The following is a 13,392-nucleotide window of genomic DNA, read 5'->3' on the forward strand; positions in this document are numbered from 1 at the left end:
GACGACAATTCTGTTGATTCAAATTTAAAGCACGGGTAGGGTCCTGGGTCGAGGACCTGCTTCAAATCTGAAGCAGACACCCACGTACGGAACCCGGAGAACCCGCATGCCCGACTTCACCGCCGCCGCCACCCAGCGCGCCCGCGTCCGGGTCCCGCTGCGCTTCCAGGACGGCTACCGCGTCGACGCCGAGCTGGTCACCTTCCACGGCCTGGCCGACGGCCTGGAGCACGTGGCCGTCGTCCTCGGCGACCCGGCCCCCGGCACCACCCCGCTGGTCCGCCTGCACTCCGAGTGCCTGACCGGCGACGTCTTCGGCTCGGCGCGCTGTGACTGCGGCCCCCAACTGCGCGAGGCCGTCGAGCGCATCGCCGAGCGCGGCGGCGTGCTGCTGTACCTGCGCCAGGAGGGCCGCGGCATCGGGCTCTACAACAAGCTCGACGCGTACGCCCTCCAGGACGAGGGCCTGGACACCTACGCCGCGAACGCCGCCCTCGGCCTCCCGGAGGACGCCCGCGACTACACGGCCGCCGCCCAGATGCTCACCGCCCTCGGCGTCGGCGAGCTGGACCTGCTCTCCAACAACCCCGACAAAGCGGAGCAGTTGCGCGCCCTCGGCATCGAGGTGAAGGACCGCGTCCCCACCGGCGTCTTCGCCACCGCGGACAACGTCCGCTACCTGCGCGCGAAGGTCCTCCAGACCCAGCACACCCTGCCGCTGGGCGACCTGGCGAAGCTCAGCGCGGGCTGAGCGCGCACGGCATGACGAAGGGCGGGCACCCGGCACCGGGCGCCCGCCCCACTGTCGTACGTACGACCGCTACGGCGTGACCTTCTGGATCGTCACCCCGCCCACGCCCGCGGTCGTCCCGCGCGTGTTCACCAGCCGCACCTCACCGAAGAGCTGCCGGCCCTCGGGCACCGCCCGCGCGACGGTGACGTCGGCCGCCACCTTCGCCGAGTCGCCCGTCGCGAGCTTCACCGGCGTCGACTCGTCGACCTCGACCGTGCCGAGGGCGGTGGAGAAGAACGCGTCCCGGTAGTCGTACGCGGTCGAGCCGGACGGCACTTCAAAGCCCGCCACCTCGACGGTGTAGGTGCCGGGGGCCGGGTCGGCGACGGAGACGGACTCATCGGCGTCGCCGTCCGCGGACTGGCCGACGAGCTTGCCCTGGGCGTCGTACACCGACAGGTCGAGGTCGGCGCCGAGGTCGGAGACCTTGCCGATGGCGACGTCCAGCGAGGTGGTGCCCTCGGGCACCTCGATGGTGCTGGTATGCGTCTGACCGGCGGCGATGGTCGGCCGCGCGGTCTTCGACGAGCCGAGCGCGCCGCCCTTGAGGCGGCCCTCGACGGACTCCAGCTTGTTGGTCACCGTCCAGGACGCGGCGACCGCGGACCCGACCTCGGCCTCGGGTACGGTCACGGCCTCCGGCTCGAAGGACGCGCCGTAAACGGTGGCGTTCAGCTTGAACGGGTTGTCCAGCAGCGCCGACGTACGGCGCGAGTCGACCTCGATCTCCCAGACGCCGGGCTGCGGGTCCTCGTAGGCGGCGATGTCCGTCGTGGCCGGGTCGTCGTCGGCGGCCGTGACGCCGTACGGGCTGATGGCGCTGAACTGCGTCTTGCTGCCGTCCTTCAGCCCGCCGAGCGTCACCTGGAGCGACTTCGCGCCCTCGGGGACGGTGACGAAGTACGACTTCACGTTGTTGCGCTGCACCGAGCCCGAGGCGGTGAAGGTGTGCCGGACCGGCGTGGAGACCACGACGGTGGCGAGGATCTGCTCGTCGACGCCGGCCGTCCGCGGGTCGTCGGCCTCAAGGATCGCGCTCTTGATGCCGGCGCGCTTCGGCGCGGCCTGCACCTTGACCGTCACCGCCTTGTTCAGCGGCAGGTCGACCACCTTCGGGCCGGCGACCGAGAAGGTGCGGGCCTTGTTGTTCGCCAGCCGCAGGGTGTGCGGGAGCGAGCCGGCCGGGCCGGACGTACGGGTGATGGTGACGTCGTACGTCATCTTCTGACCGGCCTTCAGACCGCCCTCGCGGTCGTACAGACCCGTGCCGAAGCCCGGCGTCTTCAGCGCCTGGTCGAGCGCGGTGTCGACCGGGGCCTTGACGGCGTAGTCGTGGGCGGTGGCGCCCGCCTTGACCGCCTTCCAGGCGTCGACGACGTCGATGCGGCCGGCCCCCTCCTCGTACGCCTGGAGTCCCTCGATGTGATGGGCGGTCGAGGTGAGCGCGGTGCGCAGCTTCTGGGGCGTCAGATCGATGCCCTTCTGCTTGGCGGCCGACAGCAGCAGCGCGGACGCGCCCGCGGTCTGCGGGGAGGCCATCGAGGTGCCGTTGTACATGGCGTAGCCGGCCGGCAGCTTCCAGCCCGCCTCGGCGATGGGTGCGCCGGGCATCCAGGCGGGGATCGTGCTGACCGCGGAGCCGGGGGCGACGACGGTCGGGGTGAAGCCGCCGTCCTCACGCGGGCCGCGCGAGGAGAAGTTGAAGAGCTGGTACTTGTTCGCCACGGCGGTGCCGTAGTTGGCGGCGAAGGTCTCCTTGGAGACGCCCGCGCCGACCGAGATGACCTTGTCGGCGAGGCCGGGGTCGCCGATGGTGTTGGCGCCGGGGCCGGAGTTGCCTGCGGATATGACGAGCTGGACGCCGTAGGTGTCGATGAGCCGCGTGTACAGCTCGGCGCGGGCGTTGTTGCCGTCGTTGAGCGGGGGCAGGCCGCCGATGGACATGTTGACGATGTCGACGCCGTGGTTGACGACGAGGTCGATCATGCCCTCGGTGAGCGCGACGTTGCTGCACCCGGGGCCGAAGACGCAGGCCCGCGCGGAGACGATGTTCGCGCCGGGGGCGGCGCCGTCCATCGCGCCGCCGAACATGCCGTTGGCGGCGGTGATGCCGGCGACGTGGGTGCCGTGCGCGCCCGCGGTGAGGCCGATGTTGACGAAGTCGGCCTTCTTGCCGGCCCAGTCGCCGCCCAGCGGGTCCATCGGGACGTCCCCCCGGACCTCCACGACGAAGTCCTGGGTCTCGGGGATGTCCGTGGCCGGGTCGTCGGTGCCGAAGTGGCCGACCTGGTGGCCGTCCTTGTACGGCTTCATCGGGGTGTCGTCGGTGAAGTCGCCGTTGTCGTTCACGTCGACGGTGACCGTGCCGGCGGCCGGGTCGTACAGGACGCCCCAGTCGTCGGTGGTGTCGCCGTCGCGGTTGACGTCACCGTCGGCGTCGCCGTCCGTGACCTTGCCCTGCGCGGTGACCGACTCGCGGAAGGTGCTGATCAGATACGACCCTTGGGCCGCCTTCCAGCTCTTGCCGCCGTACGTGAACGACGGCCCCGAGACGGAGGTGGTCATCGCCCGCCAGGTGCCGTCGCCGTCGGCGATCGGGTCGGTGGCGGTCACCCAGTCGGTGATCTTGCGCTCGCCGGTGGTGGTCTTCTGAAGCGCGGGGCTCGCGAGGTCGACGCCCGTGTCGAGGACGCCGATGGTCACTCCCCGCCCGTCCGCCTTCGGGTTCTTCTTCACGAAGTCGACGGCGCCCGTCTCGAAGGACGGGTTGTACGGGTTCTTCGCGGGGGTGGTCCTGCCCGGGCCGGGGTAGGTGGCCGCGGACGCGCTGGACCTGCCGGTGTCGGCGGTGGGCTGTTCGAGGGGTATCTCCTCGCGCAGGTCGATGGCCTGCACGGAGGTGAGCCGCGCGGCGGCGGCGATGACGGAGTCCGCCTTGCCGGTCGGCACGGTGGCCCGTACGTAACCGAGCCTGTCGTAGGTACGGCCGACGGAGCCGCCCTTGACCGCGTCCAACTGCTCGGCGACCTTCTCGGTCCGGCCCGGTGCGGTGGCGATCATCATCGTGACGTTCTTGCTGCGCTGTGCCTTGGCCTCGGCGAGGAGGTCGGCGTCGTCCGAACCGAGCTTGTCGTGCGCGGACTTGACGCCGGGGTCGGCCGTGGAGGCGGTGCCGGTGGCGCCGTCCGCGGCGAGGGCGAGGGGCAGGGGCCCGGCCGCGGAGAGCGCGGCGACGAGCCCTGCGGCCACGGCGATCCGGGCGACGCTTCTCGCGCCCGGTATCGCGGCCGGGTGGGGGGTGGGGGGCATGGTGATCCCTGGTGCTGAAGGAACATAGGCGTCGGCGGCCGGGTCGAGCACCTTCGACCGCCGCGGTCCGGAATGTGATCCCGGATGATCGCCCAGCCTTCCTCAAGGGACCGTTTTCTATTGATAGTTCGCGGAGGGGAAATCGCGGACTGGCGGGAACTCGCCATGTGCCAGGGGGGACTTATCGGGCCGGCCTGTGACATTCCCTGCGTGCCGGCGGTGCGCCCGGTCCGGGACACGGTCGAGGAGCGGCGAGGTCCACCGGTTCGAACCGCTCGGCGACCTGCTTGAGCGGCGCGAGCCGGGCATCCCCGCCGACACGGACTGGAACCTGTCGCCCCTGATGGGAATGGCGCTCCGTGCGGGTCAGGAGGTGGGCACGCCCATGACCCGGGTGATGAGGCCGTCGAAGGCCCGGTCGGGCAGGACGCGCCGCATGGTGATCAACGGGCGGGCCGCGAAGCCGGTGGCGTAACGGGTCCTGGGCCGGCGGGCGGTGACGGCCTTGCCGATCGCGTCGGCGATGACCTGGGGCGGAGAGCTGCGCTTGGTGTTGGCCTCGGACCTCAAAGCGGCCGCCACGGCGTCGGCCTGCCTGGCGTAGGCACCGCCGCCGGAGGTCTTGTCCAGGTTCCCGGCGGCGATGCCGCCCCACTCGGTCTTGATGCCGCCGGGCTCGATGACGACGACGTCGACGCCGAAGGGCTTGACCTCCAGGCGCAGGCAGTCACTGAGGGCTTCGAGCGCGAACTTGGTGCCGTGGTACCAGCCGCCCAGCGGGGTGTGGATCTTCCCGCCCATGGAGGTGATGTTGAGGATCGAGCCGGAGCGCTGGGCGCGCATGTGCGGCAGGACGAGCTGGGCCAGGCGCATCGCGCCGAAGACGTTGACCTCGAACTGGCGGCGGGCCTCGTCCATCGGTACGTCCTCGATGGCGCCGTAGGAGCCGTAGCCGGCGTTGTTGACCAGGACGTCGATGCGGCCGGTCTCGGCGACGATCCTCTCGATGCCCGCGCGCATGGAGTCGTCGTCGGTGACGTCCATGGCGAGCGGGCGGATGTCGTGGCCGGCGAGCTCCTGGAGGCGGTCGGTGCGGCGGGCGGCGCCGTAGACGGTGTAGCCGAGGGCGTGCAGCTTCAGGGCGGTGGCCTCGCCGATGCCGGACGAGGCGCCGGTGACGAGTGCGGTCTTCGTGGTCATGACGGATCCTCGGGAGAGTAAGATGAACGTTGGTTCACAATCCATCATGAACCGTGGTTCACGTTATTGCAACCCGACCGCAGGAGAGCCATGCCACCCGCCCGAGCGCCGCGCGCCGACGCGGTCCGCAACCGCAAGAAGATCCTCGACGCCGCCCGCGAGCAGATCACCCTGCACGGACCCGATGCCGGTATGGACGAGATCGCCGCCGCCGCGGGCGTGGCCGTGGGCACCCTCTACCGCCACTTCCCCAACAAGACCGACCTGGTGACGGCCGTCATCGCCGAATACCTGGGGCACGTCGCCGAAGTCGCCGAGGCCGCCCGCGAACGCCTCGCGTCCGGCTCGCGCGCCATGGACGAGATCACCGGCTTCCTGGACTACGTCATCGAGGCGACCGCCACCAACCGCGCCGTCAAGGCCGCCGCCCACACCCTCGGCGCCGACCTGGCCGGCGGGGACGCCGAAGCCCGCGCCGGCGCCGCGCTGGCCACCTTGATCCAGGCGGGACAGGCCGACGGAGACATCCACCAGGACGTCACCGTCGACGACCTCTACCTGCTCTTCAACACCGCCCCCACCGACCAGCCACCCGCCACCCGGGCCCGCTGGCTCGCCCTGGTCCTCACCGGCCTGACCACGCACACCCGCACAGAACAGAGCTGAAACGGGGTTCTGGGCGCGGCCCGAACATCGGCCGTCCATCGAGACCGGTACGTCAACGGCGGATCAGCAGCAGTCGCCGACAGCGACCGGTTCTTCCGGGCCGGTGCCGGCCTCGGCCGTACCGGCGCAGCACGCGCTGCCCTGCTGCTTGGTCAGAGAGTCCGCGTCCGCCTTGACGACGTAGACCTCCCACGGCTCCTGGCCGGGGCCGTGGACCCAGACTTTGTCCTGGAGGGCGTAGCAACAGGTGGTGTCCTTCTCCACGTCGGTGGCCAGGCCGGCCTCGCCGAGCCGTGTGGTGGCCGCGTGGACGGCCTCGGTGCTGTCGACTTCCACGCCGAGGTGGTCCATGCGGGTCGCCTCACCCGCGGTTCCTTCGATCAGGACGAGCTTGAGCGGGGGCTCCGCGATGGCGAAGTTGGCATAGCCGTCGCGGAGTTTGGCGGGCTCGGTGCCGAAGAGCTTCGCGTAGAAGGCGACGGATTCCGCGAGGTCGGGGACGCGGAGGGCGAGCTGTACACGGGATGTCACGGCGAACCTCCTTGGGTGGGTGGGGTGTTCAGCAGCCGCCGGAGGAGGCGGTTGGGGTGCCGGTGCCGATCTGGAGGGTGGCGGGGGCGGCGCAGCATCCGCCGCCGGACTCACCGGAGTTCTCCGGCTCGTCGAAGAGGCCCGCGCCGCCGCACACCCCCGACTCCGGGAGGGTGAGCTCGACGCGCTCGGCGGCCTCGCGGTCGCCCGCGATGGCGGCGGTGATGGACCGGACCTGCTCGTAGCCGGTCATGGCGAGGAAGGTGGGGGCACGGCCGTAGGACTTCATGCCGACCAGATAGATGCCCTGTTCGGGGTGCGAGAGCTCGCCTACGCCGTGCGGGTAGACGGTGCCGCAAGAGTGGACGTTCGGGTCGATGAGCGGAGCGAGGGCGGTCGGCGCCTGGAGGCGCTCGTCGAGGCCGAGGCGGACTTCCGAGAGGAAGGACAGGTCGGGGCGGAGGCCGGTCAGGACGATGACCTCGTCGACCGGGTCGAGGCGGCGGCCGTCCTCCGCGACCAGGACGAGCCGGTCGCCCTCCCGGTCCACAGCCTGTGTACGGAACCCCGTGACCGCGCTCGCGTGACCGGCCTCGACGGCGGCTCTGGCGCGCAGGCCGAGTGCGCCCCGGGCGGGGAGCTGGTCGGCCTCGCCGCCGCCGTAGGTGTTGTCGCTGATGCCGCGCCGCAGGATCCACACCGCGTGCGTGCCGTCGTCCTCCTTCGCCAGGTCGGCCAGCAGGGCGAGCGCGGTGAAGGCGGAGGCGCCGGAGCCGACGACCGCGGTGCGCTTGCCGGCGTAACGGGCGCGAACGGCGGGGGCGCTCAGGTCGGGGACGCGGTATGCGATGTGGTCGGCGGCGGCCCTCTCGCCGAGGGCGGGCAGGCCGTCGGCGCCCATTGGACCGGGGGTGGACCACGTGCCGGAGGCGTCGACGACGGCGCGAGCGGTGATCCGCTCCTCGTGTCCGTCGGCGAGCCGGATGTGGACGGTGAAGGGCTGTTCGTCGCGGCCGGAGTCGACGACGCGGTCGCGGCCGGCGCGGGCGACGCCGGTGACCGTGGTGCCGTAGCGGATCTTGTCGCCCAGGCTGTCGGCGAGGGGCTGGAGGTAGCGCTCGGCCCAGTCGCCGCCGGTCGGGTAGGTGGCGCCGTCCGGGCGGGTCCAGCCGGTGGGGGCGAGGAGCTTCTCGGCGGCGGGGTCGGTGACCTCTGCCCAGGGGGAGAACAGCCGTACGTGCGACCAGTCGCGTACAGCGGTCCCGGCGGACGGTCCGGCTTCCAGGACCAGGGGTTCGAAACCGCGCTCCAGGAGGTGGGCGGCTGCGGCCAGGCCGATGGGGCCCGCTCCGATGACCACGACGGGCGGCCGGCCGGTGGTGGGCACGCTGGTGATGGACACGGCCACGAGGTTCCCCTTTGTTTCGATGTTCGTCGATGTCTTACCTGGCCAGGATGACGCCTGATTAGACGGTCGTCAACATAGACATCTGTCGAATTCTGCAAGGTGGCGACGTCTGGCCTGCCTGGTTCGACGTATGTCAACATAGATGCATGTCGAATACGAAGGTGCTGCCGCTGCTGGAGCCCGAGGCCGCCGAGGCCGTGGCCCCGTGCTGCCCTCCGCTGACCGAGCGCCCCTTCACGGCCGAGGAGGCCGAGACGGCCGCGCGGATGTTCAAGGCGCTGGGTGACCCGGTGCGTCTGCGGCTGTTCTCGGCGGTGGCCTCGCATGCGGGCGGCGAGGCGTGCGTGTGCGACATCTCCGACGTCGGCGTCTCCCAGCCGACCGTCTCCCACCACCTGAAGAAGCTCAAGGAGGCCGGCCTGCTCACCTCCGAGCGGCGCGGCACCTGGGTCTACTACCGGGTCGAGCCGTCGGTACTGGCCGCGATGGGCAAGTTGCTGACCATCGCGCCGGCCGTGGTCTGACGGTCCCGCCGGCGAGCGACCGGCAAGTCCCTGTTCGCGGGCGGGTCAGTTGCCGCGGGGCGCGTACATCAGCACGGCCATGCCGGCCAGGCAGATGAGGGCTCCGATGATGTCGTAGCGGTCGGGGCGGTAGCCGTCGGCGATCATGCCCCAGGCGATCGATCCGGCGACGAAGATGCCGCCGTAGGCGGCCAGGACCCGGCCGAAGTTCTCGTCGTGCTGCAAGGTGGCGACGAACCCGTACAGGCCGAGCGCGATGACCCCGGCACCGGCCCAGATCCACCCCTTGTTCTCACGAACGCCCTGCCAGACCAGCCACGCGCCACCGATCTCGAAGAGAGCGGCGACAACGAACAGGGCAACGGAGCGGGCTACGGTCATGGGCGGGACTCTACGCAGCTCACCGGCGCCCACTCGGGGCCCGTGCGGCCTTGCCTTCGCAGCCGCATGTGGAGACTGCGACCGGAGGGGAGCGAACGACGACGCGGACGCGTACGGCTGCCGGCCCTACTGCACCTGCTGCTCATGAACATCTCGTTGCAGGCCACCCCCGCTCCGGTCCGAAGCACCGATACTGACCGGGCGATCGGCAAGCGGGGGCGACGGTGGACTGGACATGGGTGGGAGGGCTGGTCGCCGGCCTGCTGATCGCGACCGTGACCGCCCCGGTCGGCGTGTCCGGCGCGGTGTTCCTCCTCCCGGTCCAGCTAAGTGTCTTCGGCGTGCCCAATCCAGCGGTCACCCCGACCAACCTGCTGTTCAACGTCGTCGCCGGGCCAGGCGCCCTGTGGCGCTACCGCAACGACGGCGCCCTGCGCGGCGACCTGGCCCGACGCCTGGTGCTGGGCACACTGCCGGGCGTCGTCCTCGGCGCCGCCATCCGGGTCTTCGCCCTCCCCGGCCCGGACGTCTTCCGCATCCTGATCGCCGCCCTGCTGCTGCCGCTCGGCCTGTGGCTGTGCCTGCGCGCCCTCGCCCCGGCGCACCACCGGACGCCGCCCGCAGGCGAATTGGCCCCGCGCACGCTCACCGGTCTCGCGCTGGTGGTCGGCGTGGTCGGCGGCATCTACGGCATCGGCGGCGGCTCGCTGCTCGGGCCGATCCTCGTCGGACGCGGCCTGCCCGTCGCACGCGTCGCACCGGCAGCGCTCGCCGCCACGTTCGCCACCTCGCTGGTCGGCGCCGCCGCCTACGCGCTGCTGTCGCTCGTGAGCCCCGGAGACGTCGGCCCCGACTGGTGGCTCGGGCTCGCCTGCGGCACCGGCGGCCTGATCGGCGGCTACCTCGGCGCACGCCTCCAACCTCGCCTGCCCGAACGGGCCCTACGGCTCCTGCTCGGCGGCCTCGCCGCAGCCCTCGGCGCCCTGTACGCCGCCCAGACCCTGAAGTGAGTCCACGGCCGGGGCCGGTGCGCGTAGGCCGGCGATCTCGCGACCTGCCTCACGGGCGGGGACGACCAACGGCGAGCGCCACGGCCTGCGTGCTGTGGCTCATTCCGCTGATCGTCCGGGCATGAAGACGAGGCCCACCAGGGCCAGCCCGACCACACCGCCGACGAGTTGCATGCCGACGAACCCGGCGAGCGAGCCGGGGGCGATGCCCGCGAAGGTGTCGGTGAAGGCGCGGCCGACCGTCACGGCCGGGTTGGCGAACGACGTGGAGGAGGTGAACCAGTACGCGGCGCCGATATAGGAGGCGACGGCAACGGGCGCAAACTGCAGTCGGCCGGCGCGGGCCAGGCCGAAGATCAGCAGGATCAGGCCGGCGGTGGCGACGACTTCACCGAGCAGCAGGTGTCCGGCGGAGCGGTCGTGGGTGGACCACTTCACCAGCGGTTCGCCGAACATCGCATCCGCCAGGATGGCGCCCGCGATGGCGCCGACGACCTGTGCGGGGACGTAGACGGCGACCTCGCGTGGCGTGACTCCGGGCCCGCCGCGTCGTGCGGTCCACCACTCGGCGAGCGTGACGACCGGGTTGAAGTGGGCGCCGGAGACCGGGCCGAGCAGCAGGATCAGGATGCCGAGACCGAAGACGGTGGCCGTGGAATTGGCCAGCAGTTGTACGCCGACGTCCTCGGTCAGTTCGGTGGCCTGGATGCCGGAGCCGACCACGACCGCCACCAGCAGGGCGGTGCCTATGAGTTCGGCGGAGGCCCGCGCGACCAGCGGGCTGCGCGCAGGGGTGGCTCCCGGGGCGGGCGCGACGGACTCAGGCACGGGCGCGGCCGGCGCGGACTCGTCGGTCGAGGCGGCTTCGGCGGGGGTCATGGGCAGGCCCTCTTGTTCTCGGCGGCGGTGCGAGCGGACTCGGCCAGGTCCGCGAAGCGGCCGGCGAGGTGGGCGATGACGTCGGGCTTGAGCCGGTAGTAGGTGAACCGGCCGCACGGCTCCGTCTCGACGACCCCGGCCTCGCGCAGCACTCTGAGGTGGTTGGAGAGGTTGGTCTGCCGGGCACCGGTCTCCTCCACGAGGTGGGTGGTGCACAGGGTCTCTTTGGCGAGCAGGGTCACGATCTGGAGCCTGAGCGGGTCGGCCAGAACCCGGATCAGATCAGTGTCGACTGACGTCAGCATGGACTGATACTGTCACATCAGCGGCGACTGACATCAACGGGTACCGATGTCCAGGTGCCCGATATGCCTGACGTGCCTGATGCCGTCGTGAGACAAGAGAGAACCTCCGATGTCCGACAAGCCCTCCGTGCTGTTCGTCTGTGTCCACAACGCCGGCCGTTCCCAGATGGCCGCCGCGTGGCTGACCCACCTGGCCGGGGACCGCGTCGAGGTCCGCTCCGCCGGCTCCGCCCCGGGTACCGACGTCAACCCGGCCGCCGTCGAGGCCATGGCCGAGGTCGGCATCGACATCTCCGCCGAGGTGCCGAAGATGCTCACCGTGGACGCGGTGAAGGAGTCGGACGTCTGCGTCACGATGGGCTGCGGCGACACCTGCCCGGTCTTCCCCGGCAAGCGCTACCTCGACTGGACTCTGGACGACCCGGCGGGCAAGTCCGTCGACGCCGTCCGCCCCGTCCGCGACGAAATCGAACGCCGCGTCCGCGGCCTCCTCGACGACCTCGGCGTCCCGGCACAGCCGTTCAACGCGGTGTAGTCGGTGTACGGGTGGGCGGGCCGACGAACACACGCCCTACCCAAAACAGACAGGACCCCAGCTCGATCACTCTCTGAGCTGGGGTCCAAGCTGTAGGCCCTGTGGGACTCGAACCCACAACCAATGGATTAAAAGTCCACTGCTCTGCCAATTGAGCTAAGGGCCCAGGCGATGTTGCCTCCCCGAGCATAGCCGGACGTGGCCGTGTCTCCGATCGGGTATCCGGGTCACGGCCACGTCGGCGGTCGCGCAGGGCGTCGGAATGAGCCGTCGCGCGCCGAAAGTGCTACGGATCCACCGGTTCGGGGGCCCCCACCCGCCCCGCCTCCCGGGCGATGTTCCGCTTGTGCTCGGGGTTGAGGAACCAGTGCCGGGCCGAGACCAGCCACCAGGCCGCGGCGAAGCCGAGGACGGCCAGGACGGCGACCGGGGCGTAGTTGAAGGTCTCCCAGGTCACCGGCGAGACCTGCGGCAGCATGAACAGCACCGTGATCAGGCCGACCCAGACCACCGCCACCGCCCCCACGATCTGCGACCAGCGGCCCAGATGCCACGGCCCCCGCTCGAACGCCTCCCCCTTGCGCAGCCGCAGCAGCGTCGGGATGACGTACGCGATGTACAGGCCGATGACGGCGATCGAGGTCACCGCCGCGTACGCCGTGACGTTGATCAGATACGGCAGGCCCAGCACCAGCGCCCCGCCCGCCGCCAGCCACACCGCCGCGACCGGCGTCCGGGTGCGCGGGCTGACCGTGTGCCAGACGTGCGAGAAGGGCAGGGCGCCGTCGCGCGAGAAGGCGTAGATCATGCGGCTGTTGGCCGTCACGGACGCCATCCCGCAGAAGAGCTGCGCCCCGATGACGACCAGCAGGAGCAGCTTGCCCGCCGTCGCCCCGAGTGCGTCCAGCAGGATCTGCGCGGGCGGCGCGCCCGTCGGGGACGTGAGGGCACCCTCGTACGACTGGATCGCGAAGGTGAAGCCGAGCAGGAGCACGAAGCCGGCTATCCACGACGTCCAGATCGACCGCACGATGCCCTTCGGGCCGGCCGTCGACGCGTCGTGCGTCTCCTCCGTCATGTGCGCCGAGGCGTCGTAGCCGGTGAAGGTGTACTGGGCCATCAACAGCCCCAGCAGGACCACGTAGACCCCGCTGCCCCAGCCCGTGTTGTTCACGAACTCGCCGAACACGAAGGACGCGGACTGGTGCCGGTCCGGCACGAAGGCCAGCGCGCCGACGATCACCGCGACGCCCAGCACGTGCCACCACACGCTGATGCTGTTGAGCAGGGCGACGATGCGGACGCCGAAGGTGTTGAGCAGGCCGTGCAGCAGAAGGATCCCGGCGAAGAGCAGGATCGTCCGGCCCGGCGTCACCTCGAAGCCGAACTGGAGGTTCAGATAGGCGCCGAGGAAGGACGCCGCGCCGAAGTCGATGCCGGCCGTCACGGCCACCTGGCCGAGCACGTTGAACCAGCCCGTGAACCACGCCCAGGCGGCGGCCGTACGCGGTGGCGCGAGCCGGTGCGCCCAGAAGTACAGGCCCGCGGAGGTCGGGTACGCCGAGCAGATCTCGGCCATCGACAGGCCCACGAACAGGGTCATCAGGCCGACGGCGACCCAGCCCCAGGTGATCACCGCCGGGCCGCCCGTGTTCATGCCGAACAGATACAGCGTCAGGCAGCCCGACAGGACCGAGATGATCGTGAAGGAGACCGCGTAGTTGGAGAACGCCGACATGCGGCGGGCGAGAACCTGCGTGTAGCCGAGCTGGGCCAGCCGCTCTTCGTCCGAGATCCCCCCGGAAGACCGCCCACTCGCTATGTCGTCATCTGTCATGTCCCCAGCGATTC

General features: G+C 70.9%; 13 protein-coding genes and 1 tRNA gene. 5 read left to right on the forward strand and 9 right to left on the reverse strand.

Annotated features, from left to right (window positions below):
* Positions 1-106 precede the first annotated feature (106 nt).
* On the forward strand, positions 107-751 hold the full coding sequence (locus tag ACZ69Q_RS42785; RefSeq protein WP_471053647.1) for a GTP cyclohydrolase II: 645 nt from the start codon (positions 107-109) through the stop codon (positions 749-751).
* Between the two features lie 69 nt (positions 752-820).
* On the opposite strand, the gene ACZ69Q_RS42790 is transcribed toward ACZ69Q_RS42785, so the two are convergent.
* A complete protein-coding gene (locus ACZ69Q_RS42790) occupies positions 821-4,102 on the reverse strand; it encodes a S8 family serine peptidase (protein WP_471053650.1) in 3,282 nt (1,093 codons plus the stop codon).
* A 366-nt stretch (positions 4,103-4,468) separates the two neighbouring features.
* Positions 4,469-5,302, reverse strand: a complete 834-nt coding sequence (locus ACZ69Q_RS42795) for an oxidoreductase (protein ID WP_471053653.1) — start codon at positions 5,300-5,302, stop codon at positions 4,469-4,471.
* A gap of 90 nt (positions 5,303-5,392) precedes the next feature.
* On the opposite strand from ACZ69Q_RS42795, the gene ACZ69Q_RS42800 reads away from it, so the two are divergent.
* Positions 5,393-5,968: a TetR/AcrR family transcriptional regulator gene (locus ACZ69Q_RS42800; RefSeq protein ID WP_471053656.1), complete on the forward strand. Its 576-nt coding sequence runs from the start codon at positions 5,393-5,395 to the stop codon at positions 5,966-5,968.
* A 63-nt stretch (positions 5,969-6,031) separates the two neighbouring features.
* Here the strand turns inward: ACZ69Q_RS42800 and ACZ69Q_RS42805 are convergent, their stop codons facing one another.
* Positions 6,032-6,499, reverse strand: coding sequence for an ArsI/CadI family heavy metal resistance metalloenzyme (locus ACZ69Q_RS42805; protein ID WP_471053658.1), 468 nt, complete (start codon positions 6,497-6,499; stop codon positions 6,032-6,034).
* 28 nt (positions 6,500-6,527) lie between these two features.
* The gene (locus tag ACZ69Q_RS42810) at positions 6,528-7,901 is read right to left on the reverse strand and encodes an FAD-dependent oxidoreductase (protein WP_471053661.1); all 1,374 of its coding nucleotides are present in this window, start codon (positions 7,899-7,901) and stop codon (positions 6,528-6,530) included.
* Between the two features lie 152 nt (positions 7,902-8,053).
* On the opposite strand from ACZ69Q_RS42810, the gene ACZ69Q_RS42815 reads away from it, so the two are divergent.
* A complete protein-coding gene (locus tag ACZ69Q_RS42815) occupies positions 8,054-8,431 on the forward strand; it encodes an ArsR/SmtB family transcription factor (RefSeq protein WP_471053664.1) in 378 nt (125 codons plus the stop codon).
* Positions 8,432-8,476: 45 nt separating this feature from the next.
* Here ACZ69Q_RS42815 and ACZ69Q_RS42820 read toward each other — a convergent pair whose 3' ends face one another.
* The gene (locus tag ACZ69Q_RS42820; RefSeq protein WP_383832809.1) at positions 8,477-8,812 is read right to left on the reverse strand and encodes a YnfA family protein; all 336 of its coding nucleotides are present in this window, start codon (positions 8,810-8,812) and stop codon (positions 8,477-8,479) included.
* Positions 8,813-9,036: 224 nt separating this feature from the next.
* On the opposite strand from ACZ69Q_RS42820, the gene ACZ69Q_RS42825 reads away from it, so the two are divergent.
* Positions 9,037-9,822 carry a sulfite exporter TauE/SafE family protein gene (locus ACZ69Q_RS42825; protein ID WP_471053666.1) on the forward strand — a complete coding sequence of 262 codons (786 nt, stop codon included), beginning with the start codon at positions 9,037-9,039 and terminating at the stop codon, positions 9,820-9,822.
* A gap of 99 nt (positions 9,823-9,921) precedes the next feature.
* Here ACZ69Q_RS42825 and ACZ69Q_RS42830 read toward each other — a convergent pair whose 3' ends face one another.
* On the reverse strand, positions 9,922-10,701 hold the full coding sequence (locus tag ACZ69Q_RS42830; protein WP_471053668.1) for an aquaporin: 780 nt from the start codon (positions 10,699-10,701) through the stop codon (positions 9,922-9,924).
* Complete coding sequence (locus ACZ69Q_RS42835; protein ID WP_471053670.1) at positions 10,698-11,006, reverse strand: ArsR/SmtB family transcription factor; 309 nt, start codon at positions 11,004-11,006, stop codon at positions 10,698-10,700. Before ACZ69Q_RS42835 ends, ACZ69Q_RS42830 begins: the two co-directional genes overlap by 4 nt.
* A 109-nt stretch (positions 11,007-11,115) precedes the next feature.
* Here ACZ69Q_RS42835 and ACZ69Q_RS42840 point away from each other — a divergent pair, with 109 nt between their 5' ends.
* Complete coding sequence (locus ACZ69Q_RS42840; protein WP_471053673.1) at positions 11,116-11,541, forward strand: arsenate reductase ArsC; 426 nt, start codon at positions 11,116-11,118, stop codon at positions 11,539-11,541.
* Between the two features lie 93 nt (positions 11,542-11,634).
* On the opposite strand, the gene ACZ69Q_RS42845 is transcribed toward ACZ69Q_RS42840, so the two are convergent.
* Positions 11,635-11,707, reverse strand: a tRNA-Lys gene (locus tag ACZ69Q_RS42845).
* A 120-nt stretch (positions 11,708-11,827) separates the two neighbouring features.
* Entirely contained in the window at positions 11,828-13,378 is a 1,551-nt protein-coding gene (locus ACZ69Q_RS42850) for an amino acid permease (RefSeq protein WP_471053676.1), read from the reverse strand.
* Positions 13,379-13,392: the final 14 nt, after the last annotated feature.

This window comes from Streptomyces sp. NPDC036764 (genome assembly GCF_055609385.1).

What these genes read in the sequence shown, in the direction of transcription:
- ACZ69Q_RS42840 (WP_471053673.1), top strand. Translation starts at nt 11,116, where the DNA reads ATGTCCGACAAGCCCTCCGTGCTGTTCGTCTGTGTCCACAACGCCGGC.
- ACZ69Q_RS42815 (WP_471053664.1), top strand. Translation starts at nt 8,054, where the DNA reads ATGTCGAATACGAAGGTGCTGCCGCTGCTGGAGCCCGAGGCCGCCGAG.
- ACZ69Q_RS42830 (WP_471053668.1), bottom strand. Translation starts at nt 10,701, where the DNA reads ATGACCCCCGCCGAAGCCGCCTCGACCGACGAGTCCGCGCCGGCCGCG.
- ACZ69Q_RS42800 (WP_471053656.1), top strand. Translation starts at nt 5,393, where the DNA reads ATGCCACCCGCCCGAGCGCCGCGCGCCGACGCGGTCCGCAACCGCAAG.
- ACZ69Q_RS42820 (WP_383832809.1), bottom strand. Translation starts at nt 8,812, where the DNA reads ATGACCGTAGCCCGCTCCGTTGCCCTGTTCGTTGTCGCCGCTCTCTTC.
- ACZ69Q_RS42850 (WP_471053676.1), bottom strand. Translation starts at nt 13,378, where the DNA reads ATGACAGATGACGACATAGCGAGTGGGCGGTCTTCCGGGGGGATCTCG.
- ACZ69Q_RS42790 (WP_471053650.1), bottom strand. Translation starts at nt 4,102, where the DNA reads ATGCCCCCCACCCCCCACCCGGCCGCGATACCGGGCGCGAGAAGCGTC.
- ACZ69Q_RS42795 (WP_471053653.1), bottom strand. Translation starts at nt 5,302, where the DNA reads ATGACCACGAAGACCGCACTCGTCACCGGCGCCTCGTCCGGCATCGGC.
- ACZ69Q_RS42835 (WP_471053670.1), bottom strand. Translation starts at nt 11,006, where the DNA reads ATGCTGACGTCAGTCGACACTGATCTGATCCGGGTTCTGGCCGACCCG.
- ACZ69Q_RS42785 (WP_471053647.1), top strand. Translation starts at nt 107, where the DNA reads ATGCCCGACTTCACCGCCGCCGCCACCCAGCGCGCCCGCGTCCGGGTC.